We start from the raw sequence: 15,089 nt of genomic DNA on the forward strand, positions 1-15,089 counted from the left end.
GGAACCTATGGACAGAAATATCTGATGTCGTACATGATTTGTCCATCGGGGCTGGACGCACGGCGCTTCGAGGAGGATGCGTATGCGATGTCCACGACGCCTGGTGTGGTGGGCCGCGATCGCCCTGGTGGTCTCCGCCTGCGGGACCGCCCAGGACGGCGGCGCCGCCAGAACGGCCTGCGGCACGGGGAAGCCCGCCACCGGGACCCCGATCACCGTCGGCGCGATCGTCACCGCGAGCGGCGGCATCGACTTCAGCTCGGCCACCAAGGCGGCCAAGGCGTACTTCGACTGCGTCAACGCCGGCGGCGGCATCGGCGGACGTCCGGTCGAGTACCTGGTCGAGGACGACGGCCTCAACCCGCAGAAGGCCTCCGCCCTGGCCACCAAGCTGGCCGGCAACCGCGACCTGGTCGCCCTGGTCGGCGGCTCCAGCTTCGTCGCCTGCGGCGTCTCGGGCCCGATCTGGGAGCAGAACGGGCTGTTCGACGTGCTCGCGGTCGGCGTGCCGAGGGCGTGCTTCGAGTCGCCGCGCATCGCCCCGGTCAACGCCGGCCCCAGGGTCAGCGCCGTGGCCGCCGCCCAGTACGCCGTCGAGGTCAAGGGCGCCAGAAGGGTCGCCCAGATCAGCAACCGGGTGCCCGGCGTCGGCGACTGGACCCAGGACGGCGTGCGCGCCTACCTCAGGACCAAGGGCCTGACCTCGGCCGGCGACGTGCTGCACGACCCCGGCGTCAAGGACGCCACCGCCGTGCTCCTCGAAGCCATGCGGGGCCGCCCGGACGCGATCATCCTCCAGGACCCCGCCCCCGACGACGCCGCCATCCTCAAGGCCGCCCAGGCGCAGGGCCTCAAGGACAAGGTCACCTTCGTCTGCCTGACGCCCTGCTACGACACCACCTTCCCCGGCCAGGTCGGCGGCTACTGGGAGGGCTTCGTGTCCAACTCCGAGTTCACCATGCTCGACGCCGGCACCCCCGACAACAAGCTCTGGCGCCGCGTCATGGACGAGTACGCCGACGACAAGGCCCCCCGCGACTCCTTCTCCCAGGGCGGCTTCCTGGCCGCCAAGATCTTCGTCGACACCCTGACCAGGACCGGCGGGACGATCGACCGCGCCTCGGTGAGCCGGGCCCTGTCGCAGGTCAAGGGCTTCCGCAGCGACCTGCTCTGCGCCCCCTGGTACTTCGGCCGCGCCGCCCGTCACAACGCCAACCACGACACCCGCTACGTCACGATGAAGGGCGGCGGCTGGTCGAAGATCAAGGACTGCACGCCGACCCAGGACCCCGACCTCGCGCCGCTGCTGCGGGAGGAGAAGCAGTTGGGGCTGACCGGCTGATGCTGCCGTTCGTCATCAGCGGGCTCGCCCTCGGCGCCGTCTACGCGCTGTCGGGCGTGGGCATCGTCGTGCTCTACCGCGCCACGGGCGTGCTCAACCTGGCCTACGGCGCGCTCGGCGCGATCGGCGCGCTGCTGTCCTGGCAGCTCCTGCAGGACGGCTGGCCGGTCGCGCCCGCGCTGGCGGCCGCGCCGCTGCTGTCGGCGCTGCTGTCCGGCCTGTACGGCGGACTGGTCGGCCCGCTCGTCGCCGCCCGCGACCCGCTGGTCAAGGCGGTGTGCACGCTCGGTCTCGCGCTCGTGCTGCTCGGCCTGTGCTACTGGACGTGGAGCGACGACCCGCGCACGCTCACCCTGCCGACCGACACGGCCGGGTTCGACGTGGGCGGCGCGCGGGTCACGCTCACCCAGGCGCTCGCGCTGGCGCTGGCCGTGGCGCTGACCGCCGGGACCGCCGTGCTGCTGCGCCGGACCGGCTTCGGCACCGCCATGCGCGCGCTGGCCGACGACCGCGAGATCAGCGCGCTGCTCGGCGTGCCCATCCGGCGGGTCGAGACCGTCACCTGGGCCGCGGGCGGCGCGGTGGCCGGGCTGACCGGGCTGGTGCTCGGCTCGCTGACCCGGCTGGAGGCGGGCACCCTGACCTTCCTGGTGATCGCCTCGCTGGCGGCGGGCGTGGTCGGCCGCTTCAGGTCGCTGCCGGTCACGCTGGCGGCCGGGCTGGCGATCGGGCTGGCCGAGGCTCTGGGCGGGGCGTGGGAGCAGACCGCGCCGTACCGGTCGGTCGCGCCGTTCGCGGTGGCCGTCGCGGCGATCCTGTGGCTGCAGCGCACAGGGGCGCGGGCCAGGCGCGGCGGCACGGTCGAGGTGCGCCCGGCCGAGCCCGCGCTGCCGTCGCGGACCCGGCCGCTGCCGCCCGGCGACGCCCGCTCGGTGCTGCGCGTGGTGCTCGGGCTGGCCGCCGGGGCCGCGGCGCTGGCGGTGCTCGTGCCCCTGGCCGTGGACGGCTACTGGGTGCGGGTGCTCACCTCCGCGGTCATCTTCGTCATCCCCGCCGCGGGCATCGCCCTGCTGTACGCCCGGCTCGGGCTGGTCTCGCTCGGCCAGGTGGCGCTGCTCGGCGTCGGCGGCTGGGTGGCGCTGCGGCTGGCGTTCGCCACCGGATGGCCGTTCCCGCTGGTCGTACTGGCGGCCGGGGCGATCACCTGCCTGGTCGGCATCGTGTACGGGCTGCCCGCGCTGCGCCTGTCCGGCGTGGACCTGGCCCTGGTGACGCTCATGGCCGGCGGGGCGTTCCAGGTGGCGTTCTCGGCGACCGGGTTCCCCGACGGCGGGCCCGGGTTCCTCGGCCGGGTGGCGGGCAGCGGGACGCAGCAGGCCATGCCGCGGCCCTCGATGGCCTCCTCCGACGCCGGGTTCTTCCGGTTCGCCGTCCTGTGCGCGGTGCTCGCGCTCGTCCTGGTCGTGCTGCACCAGCGCGGGCGGCCGGGCCGGGCGTGGGCGGCGATCAGGAGCGGCGAGGCCGGCGCGCTGGCCGTCGGCGTGGCCCTGACCAGGTACAAGGTGTGGGCGTTCGCGCTGGCGGCGTTCGTCACCGGGACCGCCGGGGCGCTGCTGGCGGCCAACACCGGGCGGCTGGACCCGATCTCGTTCCGGGCCTCGGACTCGGTGCTGCTGTTCGCCGTCGTCCTGGTCGGCGGCGCGTACGGGCTGACCGGCGTGGTGCTGTCCGGCGTGGTCGGCCAGGTCGTGCCCGCCGCCCTCGACGCCGCCGGGCTCGACGGCAACCTCATGCTCGTCGTCTTCGGCGCGGGCACCGTGCACGCCCTGGTCACCGCGCCGCGCGGCATCGGCGGGCAGCTAGAGGACCTGCGGCGGCCCGCATGAGGCTGGAGATCGAGGACCTGCGGGTGCGCTTCGGCGGCGTGCGCCCGCTGGACGGCGTCACCCTGACCTTCGACTCGGGCCTGTGCGGGCTCATCGGGCCCAACGGCGCGGGCAAGACCACCCTGTTCGACGTGCTGTCCGGCTTCGTCCGGCCGGTCTCCGGGCGGGTCACGGCCGGCGGCGCCGACCTGCTGGCGCTCGCGCCGCACCGGCGGGCCAGGTGGGGGCTGCGCCGCACGTTCCAGCAGGAACAGGTGGTCGCCGAGCTGAGCGTGGCCGGCAACCTGCGCCTGGCCGCCGACCACCTGGGCGGCCAGGACGAGGGCCTGCTCGCGTTCTGCGGCCTGAGCGACCCCGGACGCCCGGCGGGCGAGCTGACGCTGCCGGAACGGCGGCGGCTCGAACTGGCCCGCGCCCTGGTCGGCACGCCCAGGATCGTGCTGCTCGATGAGCCGGCCGCCGGGCTGTCGGAGGCGGAGTCGCGCTCGCTGGCCGAGGTGGTGACGGCCGTGCCGGACCGGTTCGGAGCGCTCGTGGTGCTCATCGAGCACGACGTGGCCCTGGTCGGCGAGGTCTGCGCCACCACGGCCGTGCTGGACTTCGGCCGGCTGGTCGCCGCCGGCCCGACCGCCGCGGTGCTGGCCGACGAGCGGGTGCGCGCCGCCTACCTGGGGGAGGCGCCGTGAGCCTGGAGGTGCGCGACCTGCGCGTGCGCAGAGGCGGGCGCGAGGTGCTGCACGACGTGACGCTCGACGTGCCGCCCGGCGAGATCACCGCGCTGCTCGGCGCGAACGGCGCGGGCAAGAGCACGCTCGTGCTCGCCGTGGCCGGGCTGCTGCCGGTCGAGACGGGCGCGGTCAGCGCCGACGGCGACGAGCTGACCGGGCTGCGCCCCGAACGCGTCCGGGCGCTGGGCGTGGCCGCCGTGCCCGAGGGCCACCGGGTGCTGCGCTCGCTGAGCGTGGCCGACAACCTGCGCGTGGCCGGGCCCGACCCGGCACCGGCCCTGGCCGCCTTCCCCGAGCTGGCCGGGCTGCGCGACCGGCGGGCCGGCACGCTGTCCGGCGGCCAGCAGCAGATGCTCGCCCTGGCCCAGGCCGTCACCGGCGGGCCGCGATACCTGCTGGTGGACGAGCTGTCCTTCGGCCTGGCCCCCGCCGTGGTGTCCAGGCTCGTCCCCGCCCTGGCCGCGCTCGCGGAGGCCGGGGCCGGGGTGCTGCTCATCGAGCAGTACACCCGGCTCGCCCTGGAGCTGGCCACCCGCGTGCACGTGCTGGACCGGGGCCGGGTCGTGCTGCGCGGCACGCCGGACGAACTGCGCGGCCGGCTGCGTTCGGCCTATCTGGGAGCGGGCGATGGAGACCTTTGACGTCGTCGTGGTCGGCGCGGGCTCGGCGGGCGCCGCGGTGGCCCGCCGGCTGGCCGACGACGAGGCGCTGCGCGTGCTGCTGCTGGAGGCGGGCGGCCCCGACGTCAACCCCGACATCCACGACCCCGGCGGGGTGTTCCGGCTGTGGGGCGGCCCCGAGGACTACGACTACCGGGTGGCGCCGCAGCGGCGGCTGGGCGGGCGGCGTCCGCACTGGCCGCGCGGGAAGGTGCTGGGCGGCTCGTCCTCGCTCAACGGCATGATCTTCGTCAGGGGCGCGCCGGCCGACTACGACGCCTGGGGGCCCGGCTGGTCGTACCCCGAGGTGTTGCCGTACTTCAAGCGGCTGGAGGACTTCGACCGCGGGCCCGGCGACTACCACGGCGCCGGCGGGCCGGTACGGGTGATCGCCGACTACGCGCCGCACCAGGTCAACGCGGCGATCGTGGCGGCCGCCGTGGAGCAGGGCCTGCCGTTCAACCCCGACTGCAACGGCGAGCGTCCCGACGGCGCCGGGTTCTGCCAGCTCACGATCCGGCACGGCCGCAGGCACAGCACGGCCGACGCCTACCTGCGCCCGCGCTGCGACCGGCCGGTTCTGGAGATCCGCACCGGGGCCCGCGCCCGCCGGCTGCTCCTGCGCGGGCGGCGGTGCGTGGGCGTGGAGTACCGCCAGGGCGGCCGCCTGCACCAGGTCGGGGCCGCCGCCCAGGTCGTGCTCAGCGCCGGGACCGTCGAGTCGCCGCGCCTGCTCCTGCTGAGCGGCCTCGGCGACGCGGCCGAGCTGCGCCGGCACGGCATCAAGGCGGTGGAGGACCTGCCCGGCGTCGGGCGAAACCTGCACGACCACGCGCTCGTCCCGGTGATCGTGGCCGCCCGCCGGCCCGTGCCGCCCGCGATGCCCGGCCTGCAGCCGATGCACAGCCAGCTCTTCTGGCGCAGCCGCCCCGGACTGCCCGGCCCCGACGTGCAGCCGCTGTTCTTCCACATCCCCCTGTACGACGAGGGCATGACCGGCCCGCCGGACGCCTTCACCCTCATGGCCGGGATCGTCCGGCCGGAGAGCAGGGGCCACCTGGCGCTGACCTCGGCCGACCCCGACGCCCCGCTGCACATCGACCCCGCCTACCTGGAGGCGGCCGCCGACCGCGCGTGCATGCGCGCGGCCGTCGAGCTGTGCCGGGAGCTGGTCCACGCCGCCGCCCTGCGGGAATGGGCGGGCGCGGAGCTCCATCCCGGTGACCGTGAACTGTCCGAGCACATAGAGAGGACCTTGGTGACCTACCACCATCAGGTCGGGACCTGCGCCATGGGAACCGTCGTGGACCAGCGGCTCAGAGTCCACGGCATCGACGGGCTGCGCGTCGCCGACGCCTCGGTGATGCCCGCCGTCACGTCAGGGAACACGAACGCGCCCGCCATCATGATCGGCGAGCGGTGCGCGGACATGGTGCGAGAGGAGATCGGCTCATGACCGGCCTGTACATCGGCGGCGCCTGGGGCCCGGCCGCGGACGGCGCGACGTTCGCCACGCTGGACCCGGCCGAGGCCACCGTCATCACCGAGTGCGCCGAGGCGGGCCCCGCCGACGTGGACCGCGCGGTGGCGGCGGCCAGGGCCGCGCTGGACGACCCGGCCTGGGCCGAGCTGCCCGCCGCCGCCCGCGCGAGGCTGCTGTGGAAGGTGGCCGACCTGGTGGAGGAGCACGCCGACGAGCTGGCCGAGCTGGAGACCAGGGACAACGGCCAGCCGCTGGCGGTGGCGCGGAACGTGACCGTCCCCGGCACCGCCGAACATTTCCGATATTTCGCAGGATGGTGTACGAAAATCGAGGGCTCGGTGTTGCCCGTCTCGTACCCCGACACCCTGCACTACACCCGGCGCGAGCCGGTCGGCGTGTGCGCGCTCATCACCCCGTGGAACTTCCCGCTGATGATCGCCGCCTGGAAGCTCGCCCCCGCCCTGGCCTGCGGGAACACGGTGATCGTCAAGCCCGCCGAGCAGACCCCGCTGACCACGGTGCGGCTGGTGGAGCTGATGGCGCTGGCCGGCTTCCCGCCCGGCGTGGTCAACCTGCTGACCGGCGGCCCGGAGACCGGCGCGGCGCTGGCCGGGCACGCGGGCGTGGACAAGATCTCCTTCACCGGCTCGACGTCGGTCGGCCGCTCGCTCGTGCACGCCAGCGCGGACAACCTCAAGCGCCTGACGCTGGAGCTCGGCGGCAAGACCCCGAGCATCATCGCGGCCGACGCCGACATCGACGCCGCGGTGGCGGGCAACGTCCAGGGCGCGCTGTTCAACAGCGGCCAGGTCTGCGCCGCGTACTCGCGCTTCTACGTCGACCGCAAGCGCGCCGACGAGTTCACCTCGAAGATGGCCGCCGCGGCCGACGCGCTCAAGGTCGGACCCGGCCTCGACCCGGCCACCGACCTCGGCCCGCTGATCAGCGAGGACCACCTGATGGCCGTGGACGCCCACGTCCGCAGCGCGCTGTACGATGGCGCGCAACTCGTCACCGGCGGCAGGCGCGCCGAGGGCCCCGGCTTCTTCTACCGCCCGACCGTGTTCGCCGAGGTGACCGACGCCATGGCCGTGGCCCGCGAGGAGGTGTTCGGGCCCGTCATCCCGGTGCTGGCCTACGACGACCCCGACGAGATCGCCGGCCGCGCCAACGGACTGGAGTACGGCCTGGCCGCCTCCATCTGGACCAACGACCTGTCGACCGCCCACCGCCTGGCCGCCCGGATCCGGGCGGGAGCCGTGTTCATCAACATGATCCATGTGCCCGACGCCGCCACCACGTGGGGGGGCTACAAGGCCAGCGGGTGGGGGAGGGAGATGGGCCCGTACGCCATCGACGCCTACACCGAGGTCAAGGGCGTCTGGACGCACCTGGGGAGGGTGTGATGGGAGAGCTCGTCCTGGCAGCCAAGATCACGCATGTGCCGTCGATCTGGCTGTCGATCCAGCCGGGCAGGCACTTCGGCATCCGCCGGCCCGCCGAGCTGGCTCTCACCGAGGTCGGCAGGCGGGCGCGGGAGCTGGGGGTGGACACGTACCTGATCGCCGACACCCACTGGATGAACAGCATCGGCTTCCACCTCAACGGCAAGGAGCGCCACCGCGACTCCTACGCCAGCCACGAGCTTCCGCACTTCATCCACGACCTGGACTACGACTACCCGGGCGACCCCGAGCTGGCCGAGCTGATCCGCGCCGAGATCGCCGCCGGCGGGCAGAAGGCGCTCGTGCACACCTACCGCGACCTGGGCCTGGAGTACGCGACGCTGGTCCCGATGCACTTCATGAACGAGGACTCCGCCGTGCGGGTGTTGCCGATCGGCTGCAACGTCTACTCCTCAATCGACGAGAACCGGCGCATCGGCGAGGCGCTGCTGCGCGGCATCCGGCAGAGCGACCGCCGGGTCGCCTTCCTGGCCAGCGGCTCGCTCTCGCACGCCTTCCCCTCCAACGAGACCGCCGAGTCGCTGCTCAACGAGGTCAGCAGCCCGCTCAACCGGAAGATCGACATGGCCGTGCTGGACATGTGGGCCGAAGGGCGCATCGGTGAGTTCCTGGACATGTTGCCCGACTACAACGTGCGCTGCGCGGGGGAGGGCGCGATGGCCGACACGGCGATGTTGTTCGGGCTGCTGGGGTGGCGGTCGTACAAGGGGCGGGGGGAGCAGTTGTGCCCGTACTTCGGCTCGACCGGAACTGGGCAGGTGGTCGTGGACTTCCCCGTGCCCGCGTACGATAAGATCTGAAATCATATGTGAAATAGGACAGACGGAGGTTCTGGATGGCGGGGGTCCAGGCGTCGCGCGGGCTCGTGGTCGGGCAAGATGAGGGGATGACAGTGGGCGCGGGCTTCCGCGACGCCATCATGAAGGTCCTGCAGAGGTGATGGTGAGCAGCACGAGAAAACCGGCCCAGGCCAAGCGGCCCAAGGGCTCCAAGGCCGAGATCAGCTACGACCTGCTGCGGGCCCGCATCCTCGACGGCACGTACGGCCCCGGCTACCGGCTGGTCATGGACCAGCTCGCCCGGGAGACCGGCGTCAGCACGATCCCGCTGCGCGAGGCCGTGCGCAGGTTGCAGTCCGACGGGCTGGTCGAGGTCGTCCGCAACATCGGCGCCCGGGTCGCGGTCTTCGACTCGGTGCAGGTCGAGCACACCCTCAACGTGCTGGCCCGGCTGGAGGGCTACGCCACGGCCATCTGCGCGCCGCACATGGACGCGGCCAAGATCCAGGAGTCGCGGGAGATCAACGAGCGGATGAAGGAGGCGCTGGAGGAGTTCGACCCGACCTCCTTCACCGCGCTCAACCGCGAGTTCCACTTCTCGCTCTACCGCCACTGCCCCGACGAGCACCTCAACGCCCTGCTGGAGTCGGAGTGGGCGCGGCTCGACCACATGCGCCGCTCCAGCTTCACGTACGTGCCGGGGCGGGCGCGCAGGTCGGTGGAGGAGCACGACCACCTGCTGAGCCTGATCGAGGGCGCCGCCGAGGCCGAGGTGATCGAGCAGGCGGCCCGCAACCACAAGATCGCCACCGCCGACGCCCTGCACACCGCCCAGGTCTCCCGGCAACACTGACCTCCCGGCAACACTGACCTCCCGGCGGCGCTCAACGTCCTGCGGCGATGCTCAGGGCTCCGGGGCAGGGGTTCAGGGTGGCGCTTCGGGTCAGGGCTTCGGGGTGGGTCAGGGCTTCGGGGTGGGGCTTCGGGTCAGGGTTGCAGGGTGAAGAGTGTCCATTCCTCGCCCTGGGCCAGCCCTGCCAGCTCGCGGCCGCACTCCCGCAGCGCCTGCGGGCCCGAGGTGATGTGCTGGGCGCCGGCGTGCGCGTCCCGGAACAGGCGCTGGAGCAGGCCGTCGCGCAGCGCCGTCGTGCCGCCCGAGGCGTAGGCGAACCCGGCCGCCCCGGTGAGCGTCGAGGTGGCGTGGTTGAGCGCGAGCCGCACCATCGTCTCCTGGCGGGTGGACAGCGTGCCGCCCGCGTCCAGGGTGCGTTCGGCGGCCTCCCACGTCTCGCGGACCAGGGCGCGCGCCGCCCGCAGGGCCGCCTCGGCGCGGGCGAAGCCGGTGTGGAAGGCGTCGCTGACGGCGAGCTGACCCGGACGTCCGGCGCGGGCCGCGACGTGCCGGCCCAGCTCGTCCAGCAGGCGCCGGCCCAGGCCGAGCGCCCAGCCGGAGTGGGCGATCAGCGCCTGGTCCAGCAGGCCCAGCCGGTAGATCGCGCCGCCGCGCAGCGGCTCCCGCTGCGCGAACAGGTGCGTGCGCGACTCCGGCACGAAGGCGCCGTCGATGGCGTAGTCGAGGCTGCCGGTGGCGCGCAGGCCCAGGACGTCCCAGTTGCCGAGCGGTTCGGCGTCCTCGACCGGGGTGATGAAGATGCGCTCCTCGCCGGTGCCCTCGACGACGCCGAGGCTGTGCACGTACCGGGCGTGCGGCATGGCCGAGGCGAAGCTCCAGCGGCCGGTCAGCCGGAAGCCGCCGTCCTCGCGCAACGGCGGTGCCCGGCCGGGTGCCCTGGCCCGCGAACAGCGGCGTGCGGGGGCCGCCGAAGATGTGCTCGACGGCGTCGTCGCCCAGGTAGGCGCCCGCCGTGCCGTTCTCCAGGGTGGTGGCCATGACCACCCAGCCGGTCGAGGCGTCGGCGTAGGTCAGCTCCTCGAAGAGGTCGAGCAGCTCCGACGGCGACAACTCCGCGCCGCCCAGCGGGGCGGGCAGCCAGACGCCGAACAGCCCGGCCTCGTGCAGGGCGGCCACGACGGGCTCGGTCAGCCTGCCCAGCGCCTCGGCCTCGGCCGCCTCGCTCTCGATCAGCGGGCGCAGGTCGCGGGCACGGTCCAGGTGGGTGGGGCCGGCTGAGTGCAGTCGCGGCGTGTCGCTCATGTCCCGGTGCTCCTGTTCGTGATCGTCGGCGGTCCTTCCTCCGTCAGATCACGTCCCCGACCGGTTGTCCACCCTCCGCCGGAGATCCCGGCCCGCACCCGGAAAAGACGCTGGCTTTGCATGAACATGCGTTGCAATGCATAATCTTCTTCTATGTCCAAGGTTCTCACCTCCCTGCCCACCGGCGAGCGGGTCGGCATCGCCTTCTCCGGCGGTCTCGACACCTCGGTGGCCGTCGCGTGGATGCGCGACAAGGGCGCCGTCCCGTGCACCTACACCGCCGACATCGGCCAGTACGACGAGCCCGACATCGCCTCGGTGCCCAGCCGCGCGCTGGCCTACGGGGCCGAGCTCGCGCGCCTGGTCGACTGCCGCGCCGCGCTGGTCGAGGAGGGCCTGGCCGCGCTCACCTGCGGCGCGTTCCACATCCGCTCGGGCGGCCGGGCCTACTTCAACACCACGCCGCTCGGCCGCGCCGTCACCGGGACCCTGCTGGTGCGGGCCATGCTCGAGGACGAGGTGCAGATCTGGGGCGACGGCTCCACGTTCAAGGGCAACGACATCGAGCGGTTCTACCGCTACGGCCTGCTGGCCAACCCCCACCTGCGCATCTACAAGCCCTGGCTCGACGCGGACTTCGTCTCCGAGCTCGGCGGGCGCAAGGAGATGTCGGAGTGGCTGCTCGCCCACGGGCTGCCCTACCGCGACAGCACCGAGAAGGCGTACTCGACCGACGCCAACATCTGGGGCGCCACCCACGAGGCCAAGACCCTCGAACACCTCGACACCGGTATCGAGACCGTCGAGCCGATCATGGGCGTGCGCTTCTGGGACCCCGAGGTCGAGGTCCTCCCCGAGGACGTCACCATCGGCTTCGACCAGGGCCGCCCGGTCACGATCAACGGCAAGGAGTTCGGCTCCCCGGTCGACCTGGTCATGGAGGCCAACGCGATCGGCGGCCGGCACGGCCTGGGCATGTCCGACCAGATCGAGAACCGCATCATCGAGGCCAAGAGCCGCGGCATCTATGAGGCCCCCGGCATGGCGCTGCTGCATGCCGCCTACGAGCGCTTGGTCAACGCCATCCACAACGAGGACACCCTGGCCACGTACCACAACGAGGGCCGGCGGCTCGGCCGGCTCATGTACGAGGGCCGCTGGCTCGACCCGCAGGCGCTCATGCTGCGCGAGTCGCTGCAGCGCTGGGTCGGCACGGCGGTCACCGGCGAGGTCACCCTGAGGCTGCGCCGCGGCGAGGACTACTCGATCCTCGACACCACCGGCCCGGCCTTCAGCTACCACCCCGACAAGCTGTCGATGGAGCGCACCGAGGACTCCGCGTTCGGCCCGGTCGACCGCATCGGCCAGCTCACCATGCGTAACCTGGACATCGCCGACTCGCGCGCCAAGCTGGAGCAGTACGCCACGCTCGGCATGGTCGGCACCACCCACCCGGCGCTCATCGGCGCCGCCCAGGCGGCCTCGACCGGCCTCATCGGCGCGATGCCGCAGGGCGGCGCGGAGGCCATCGCCTCCCGCGGCGAGGTCGCCGAGGACGACGAGCTGCTCGACCGCGCCGCGATGGAGTTCGGCACCGACTGACCGGGCCCCCCGGGCCTCCCGGGCCGCCCCTGGGCGGCCCCGCGCGGCCCGGGGCGTGGCGCGCGGACGCCACGGGTACGGACCGGAGATGATGATCGACGAGCGGGACGGCGCGGACGTCACGCCCGCCATCGACTGGCTGCTCGGCCCGGTGTCCCGCGAGGAGTTCCTGCGGGACCACCAGGGGCGGCGGCATCTCCTGCTGCGCAGGCGGTCGCCCGGCCACTACCGCGAGCTGTTCTCGCTGGCCCGCTTCGACGAGCTGCTGTCCGGCTCCGGCCTGCACGCCGGGGCCGTGCGCGTGGTCCGCGACGGCCACGCCGACGGCGGCGCGGCCGGGCTGGAGGACCTCTACGCCCGCTACCGCGACGGCTCGACCCTGATCATGCCCTCGGTGCACGAACGGTGGCCGCCGCTGCGGGAGCTGTGCCGGCGGCTGGCGGGCGAGTTCAGCGCGGAGTGCCGGGTCAACGCCTACCTCACCCCGCCGCGGGCGCGCGGCTTCGGCGTCCACCACGACTCCCACGACGTGTTCGTGCTGCAGGTGGCCGGGACCAAACGCTGGCGGATCCACGAGGACGCCCGCCACGAGTTCGACCTGTGCGAAGGGGACCTGCTCTACCTGCCGCGTGGCCTGCCGCACGAGGCCGCCTCGGCGCAGGGCGCGTCCCTGCACCTGAGCGTCGGCGTCCATCCCCTGACCTGGGCCGACGTGCTGCTGGCCGGGTGCGAGGCGGCCGTCTCCGCCGACCCCGACTGCCAGGAGCCGCTGCCCTTCGGCTTCGCCCGTACGAGCGGCGGCCGGGCCGCCGCACGGGAGCGCATCCGCGAGCTGACCGCCCGCCTGATGACCGTCCTCACCCCCGAGAGGCTGGCCGACGACGCGGTGGACATGGCGTTGCTCGCCGAGGGCGACCGGCTGGGCGGCCATCTGCTCGACCTCGCGGGCCTGGCCGGCCTCGACGCCGGCACCGCCGTCCGGCTCCGCCCCGGCCTGCGCTGGGAGAGCAGACGGGACGCCGGCACGCTGGTCCTCGCCTTCCACGGCAAACGGCTCAGCCTCCCGGCCCGGCACGAGGCGGCCTTCCTGTGCATGGCGGACGGCGAACCCTTCACCGCGGCCGGCCTGCCGGGGGAGGACGGCCTCGCCCTGGTACGCCGCCTGGTCGAGGAGGGCTTCCTGACCCTCGCGACGTCAGGCTGACCCGGCGGCGCCACCTGTGCCGGGGGCAGTGGGCCTGCGGAAGACGCAGCGCACCACGTGCCAGCGTTTGGGCTCGTCCCTGGCGTCGACGCCGTCGTAGCGGTCCTCGCGCAGGACGACCGGCTCCAGCCGGGGGAACAGCGCGCCGGCCTCGGGGGCGCGCAGGAACGTGCGCCCCGGCCGCCCCGCCCAGGCGTCCTCCGGACCGAAGAACGTGCAGCACAGCACGCCGCCCGCGGCCAGGCCGCCGGCCATCGCGGCCGCCACCCGGCGGACGTCGGCCTCGGGCAGGAAGGGCAGGACGTGGATCGCGACCATGAACGAGTAGGCCCCCGCCGCGACCGGCACGTCACGGACGTCGGCGTGCACGACCCGCAGCCGCGGGTGCCGCCATGCCGCCGCCAGCGCGAGGGTGCAGGGGTCGGTGTCCACGGCCTCGACCGAGAAGCCCAGCTCCAGCAGGAAACGGGTGTCGTTGAGCGGGCCCGCGCCGAGGTCCAGCGCCCGCCCGCGGACGCCGCCGAGCACGCCCAGCGCCTCGACGACGAGGGCGTTGGGTCCCCGCCCCGCCCGCAGGGAGGCGTAGGTCACGCCCCGCTAGCCGCTCACCTTGAGGATCCGCTGCTCGACCAGCACCCCGGCCAGGGCGACCCGCTCCTCCCCGGTCAGGCCGCCGGGCAGCTCCCGCACGTAGAAGGCGCCGGTGCGGGCCACGAACTCCAGCGCGGGCGAGGCGATCATGTTGGCGGCCACCAGCGGTTCGCCCGACGGGGAGAGCAACTCGACCTGGTTCCCGTCGCGGCGGGTGGTGAGCAGCCCGGCGCGCTCGTTCACCACGCGGCGGGTCAGCGTGACGGTGCGATGGTCGTACCAGACGTCGGGGAGCGGGCAGCCGAAGAGCTCCTCGTAGCGGTCGCGGAACTCGGCGAACGTGCCCGCCGGGGTCTCCTCGGCGGGCTCGTCCGGCGTGCCGGGGTCGTTGCTCGGGCTGTGGTGGACGTACCGGCCGAAGTAGGTGCGGCAGAACTCGGTGTACAGGCCGGTGAAGAGGATGAAGTGATGCCAGGCGTCGTCGACGCGCGTCGAGTGCATCGTCCAGATCCGCGACCGGTCGACCTGCGTGAGCACCAGGTACTTCTTCGCCTCGGCGAACAGCTCCCCGGCCTCCTCCTCCGTCGCGGCGACGCGCTCCTTGACGAGCCGTTCGAGCAGGTAGGGCGCCTGGTGGTCGAGCGCGGCGAGCGGGGTGTCGGTGATCATGGCGGTTCCCCTACTCCGGCGACGACTTCCTGCGGCAGGACGAGAGGCACACGCTGCTGCAGTCGCGGCAGGTCATGCAGGGGCTGTGGCAGTCGGCGCGCTCGGTCTTGACCCGCAGGTGCAGCCGGCCCGTCCGGATCTCCCCGGCGGCCTCGGCGGCCTCCGAGGTCAGCGATGTCTCCGCCGTGCCGGCCTGCCGGCGGACGACCTTGGCGTCCCGGCGTACCCACAACACCTTCGCGCCGAAGAGCAGGATGTCCTCGGGCACGTCCTCGATGTGCAGGACGTCGCTCTGCGGGATGTCGAGGGCCGAGTTCAGATCCTCCAGGCTGGGATACAGCGTGACGAATCCGTCCTGGTACGGCGGGCCCACGTAGCCCCAGAACGTCATGGTGTCCGGGGAACCCTCCTGGAGCAGCTTGACCAGGAGGGGATGCGGCTCGGGCCCTTGCACGGCTTTGCTCATGGCGGTACTCCTCGTTCCCGGCGAGCGTGACATCCCGGACCCGGGAGCGGCGGCGCGCC

14 protein-coding genes and 1 pseudogene are annotated in these 15,089 nt (G+C 73.5%); 10 read left to right on the top strand and 5 right to left on the bottom strand.

The genetic code is table 11. The annotated features are described in order from the left end of the window. The first annotated feature begins 82 nt into the window (after positions 1 to 82). The 8 genes from AB0C33_RS11180 (at position 83) to AB0C33_RS11215 (ending at position 9,196) form a co-directional block, all read left to right on the top strand. Entirely contained in the window at positions 83 to 1,342 is a 1,260-nt protein-coding gene (locus tag AB0C33_RS11180) for an ABC transporter substrate-binding protein (protein ID WP_358286122.1), read from the top strand. Further along, positions 1,342 to 3,228 (top strand): ABC transporter permease, encoded by a 1,887-nt coding sequence (locus tag AB0C33_RS11185; protein WP_358286124.1) that lies wholly within the window; start codon positions 1,342 to 1,344, stop codon positions 3,226 to 3,228. The genes AB0C33_RS11180 and AB0C33_RS11185 overlap by 1 nt, the downstream gene beginning before the upstream one ends. Next, positions 3,225 to 3,914 carry an ATP-binding cassette domain-containing protein gene (locus tag AB0C33_RS11190; protein ID WP_358286125.1) on the top strand — a complete coding sequence of 230 codons (690 nt, stop codon included), beginning with the start codon at positions 3,225 to 3,227 and terminating at the stop codon, positions 3,912 to 3,914. Before AB0C33_RS11185 ends, AB0C33_RS11190 begins: the two co-directional genes overlap by 4 nt. Continuing rightward, positions 3,911 to 4,597 (top strand): ATP-binding cassette domain-containing protein, encoded by a 687-nt coding sequence (locus AB0C33_RS11195; protein WP_358286127.1) that lies wholly within the window; start codon positions 3,911 to 3,913, stop codon positions 4,595 to 4,597. Before AB0C33_RS11190 ends, AB0C33_RS11195 begins: the two co-directional genes overlap by 4 nt. Beyond that, on the top strand, positions 4,584 to 6,071 hold the full coding sequence (locus AB0C33_RS11200) for a GMC family oxidoreductase N-terminal domain-containing protein (protein WP_358286129.1): 1,488 nt from the start codon (positions 4,584 to 4,586) through the stop codon (positions 6,069 to 6,071). Before AB0C33_RS11195 ends, AB0C33_RS11200 begins: the two co-directional genes overlap by 14 nt. Continuing rightward, positions 6,068 to 7,504, top strand: a complete 1,437-nt coding sequence (locus tag AB0C33_RS11205; RefSeq protein WP_358286131.1) for an aldehyde dehydrogenase family protein — start codon at positions 6,068 to 6,070, stop codon at positions 7,502 to 7,504. Before AB0C33_RS11200 ends, AB0C33_RS11205 begins: the two co-directional genes overlap by 4 nt. Further along, positions 7,504 to 8,364 carry a 3,4-dihydroxyphenylacetate 2,3-dioxygenase gene (gene hpaD, locus AB0C33_RS11210; RefSeq protein WP_352351281.1) on the top strand — a complete coding sequence of 287 codons (861 nt, stop codon included), beginning with the start codon at positions 7,504 to 7,506 and terminating at the stop codon, positions 8,362 to 8,364. Before AB0C33_RS11205 ends, hpaD begins: the two co-directional genes overlap by 1 nt. A 139-nt stretch (positions 8,365 to 8,503) precedes the next feature. Then, positions 8,504 to 9,196 carry a GntR family transcriptional regulator gene (locus AB0C33_RS11215; protein ID WP_352351279.1) on the top strand — a complete coding sequence of 231 codons (693 nt, stop codon included), beginning with the start codon at positions 8,504 to 8,506 and terminating at the stop codon, positions 9,194 to 9,196. Positions 9,197 to 9,330: 134 nt separating this feature from the next. Here the strand turns inward: AB0C33_RS11215 and AB0C33_RS11220 are convergent, their stop codons facing one another. Together AB0C33_RS11220 and AB0C33_RS11225 are read right to left on the bottom strand one after the other, a co-directional pair. Continuing rightward, positions 9,331 to 10,110: an acyl-CoA dehydrogenase family protein gene (locus AB0C33_RS11220; protein WP_358286134.1), complete on the bottom strand. Its 780-nt coding sequence runs from the start codon at positions 10,108 to 10,110 to the stop codon at positions 9,331 to 9,333. Positions 10,111 to 10,234: 124 nt separating this feature from the next. After that, positions 10,235 to 10,498: pseudogene (locus AB0C33_RS11225) on the bottom strand (acyl-CoA dehydrogenase family protein); the annotation flags it as partial. Between the two features lie 153 nt (positions 10,499 to 10,651). On the opposite strand from AB0C33_RS11225, the gene argG reads away from it, so the two are divergent. Together argG and AB0C33_RS11235 are read left to right on the top strand one after the other, a co-directional pair. Continuing rightward, the gene (gene argG, locus AB0C33_RS11230) at positions 10,652 to 12,100 is read left to right on the top strand and encodes an argininosuccinate synthase (protein ID WP_358286136.1); all 1,449 of its coding nucleotides are present in this window, start codon (positions 10,652 to 10,654) and stop codon (positions 12,098 to 12,100) included. 88 nt (positions 12,101 to 12,188) lie between these two features. After that, positions 12,189 to 13,304 (top strand): cupin domain-containing protein, encoded by a 1,116-nt coding sequence (locus tag AB0C33_RS11235; protein ID WP_358286138.1) that lies wholly within the window; start codon positions 12,189 to 12,191, stop codon positions 13,302 to 13,304. On the opposite strand, the gene AB0C33_RS11240 is transcribed toward AB0C33_RS11235, so the two are convergent. From AB0C33_RS11240 to AB0C33_RS11250, 3 genes are read right to left on the bottom strand one after another with little or no spacing between them, the layout of a single operon-like run. After that, on the bottom strand, positions 13,296 to 13,895 hold the full coding sequence (locus AB0C33_RS11240; protein ID WP_358286140.1) for a class I SAM-dependent methyltransferase: 600 nt from the start codon (positions 13,893 to 13,895) through the stop codon (positions 13,296 to 13,298). The genes AB0C33_RS11235 and AB0C33_RS11240 overlap by 9 nt on opposite strands. A gap of 6 nt (positions 13,896 to 13,901) precedes the next feature. Next, positions 13,902 to 14,564, bottom strand: a complete 663-nt coding sequence (locus tag AB0C33_RS11245; protein ID WP_358286142.1) for a hypothetical protein — start codon at positions 14,562 to 14,564, stop codon at positions 13,902 to 13,904. 10 nt (positions 14,565 to 14,574) lie between these two features. Beyond that, positions 14,575 to 15,030, bottom strand: coding sequence for a hypothetical protein (locus AB0C33_RS11250; RefSeq protein ID WP_358286144.1), 456 nt, complete (start codon positions 15,028 to 15,030; stop codon positions 14,575 to 14,577). Positions 15,031 to 15,089: the final 59 nt, after the last annotated feature.

This window comes from Nonomuraea sp. NPDC048881 (genome assembly GCF_040649795.1).
GTDB lineage: Bacteria > Actinomycetota > Actinomycetes > Streptosporangiales > Streptosporangiaceae > Nonomuraea.

Bases quoted from the DNA above. Each gene is read 5' to 3' on its own strand.
- AB0C33_RS11180 (WP_358286122.1), top strand. From the start codon at position 83: ATGCGATGTCCACGACGCCTGGTGTGGTGGGCCGCGATCGCCCTGGTG.
- AB0C33_RS11185 (WP_358286124.1), top strand. From the start codon at position 1,342: ATGCTGCCGTTCGTCATCAGCGGGCTCGCCCTCGGCGCCGTCTACGCG.
- AB0C33_RS11190 (WP_358286125.1), top strand. From the start codon at position 3,225: ATGAGGCTGGAGATCGAGGACCTGCGGGTGCGCTTCGGCGGCGTGCGC.
- AB0C33_RS11200 (WP_358286129.1), top strand. From the start codon at position 4,584: ATGGAGACCTTTGACGTCGTCGTGGTCGGCGCGGGCTCGGCGGGCGCC.
- AB0C33_RS11205 (WP_358286131.1), top strand. From the start codon at position 6,068: ATGACCGGCCTGTACATCGGCGGCGCCTGGGGCCCGGCCGCGGACGGC.
- hpaD (WP_352351281.1), top strand. From the start codon at position 7,504: ATGGGAGAGCTCGTCCTGGCAGCCAAGATCACGCATGTGCCGTCGATC.
- AB0C33_RS11215 (WP_352351279.1), top strand. From the start codon at position 8,504: ATGGTGAGCAGCACGAGAAAACCGGCCCAGGCCAAGCGGCCCAAGGGC.
- argG (WP_358286136.1), top strand. From the start codon at position 10,652: ATGTCCAAGGTTCTCACCTCCCTGCCCACCGGCGAGCGGGTCGGCATC.
- AB0C33_RS11235 (WP_358286138.1), top strand. From the start codon at position 12,189: ATGATGATCGACGAGCGGGACGGCGCGGACGTCACGCCCGCCATCGAC.
- AB0C33_RS11245 (WP_358286142.1), bottom strand. From the start codon at position 14,564: ATGATCACCGACACCCCGCTCGCCGCGCTCGACCACCAGGCGCCCTAC.
- AB0C33_RS11250 (WP_358286144.1), bottom strand. From the start codon at position 15,030: ATGAGCAAAGCCGTGCAAGGGCCCGAGCCGCATCCCCTCCTGGTCAAG.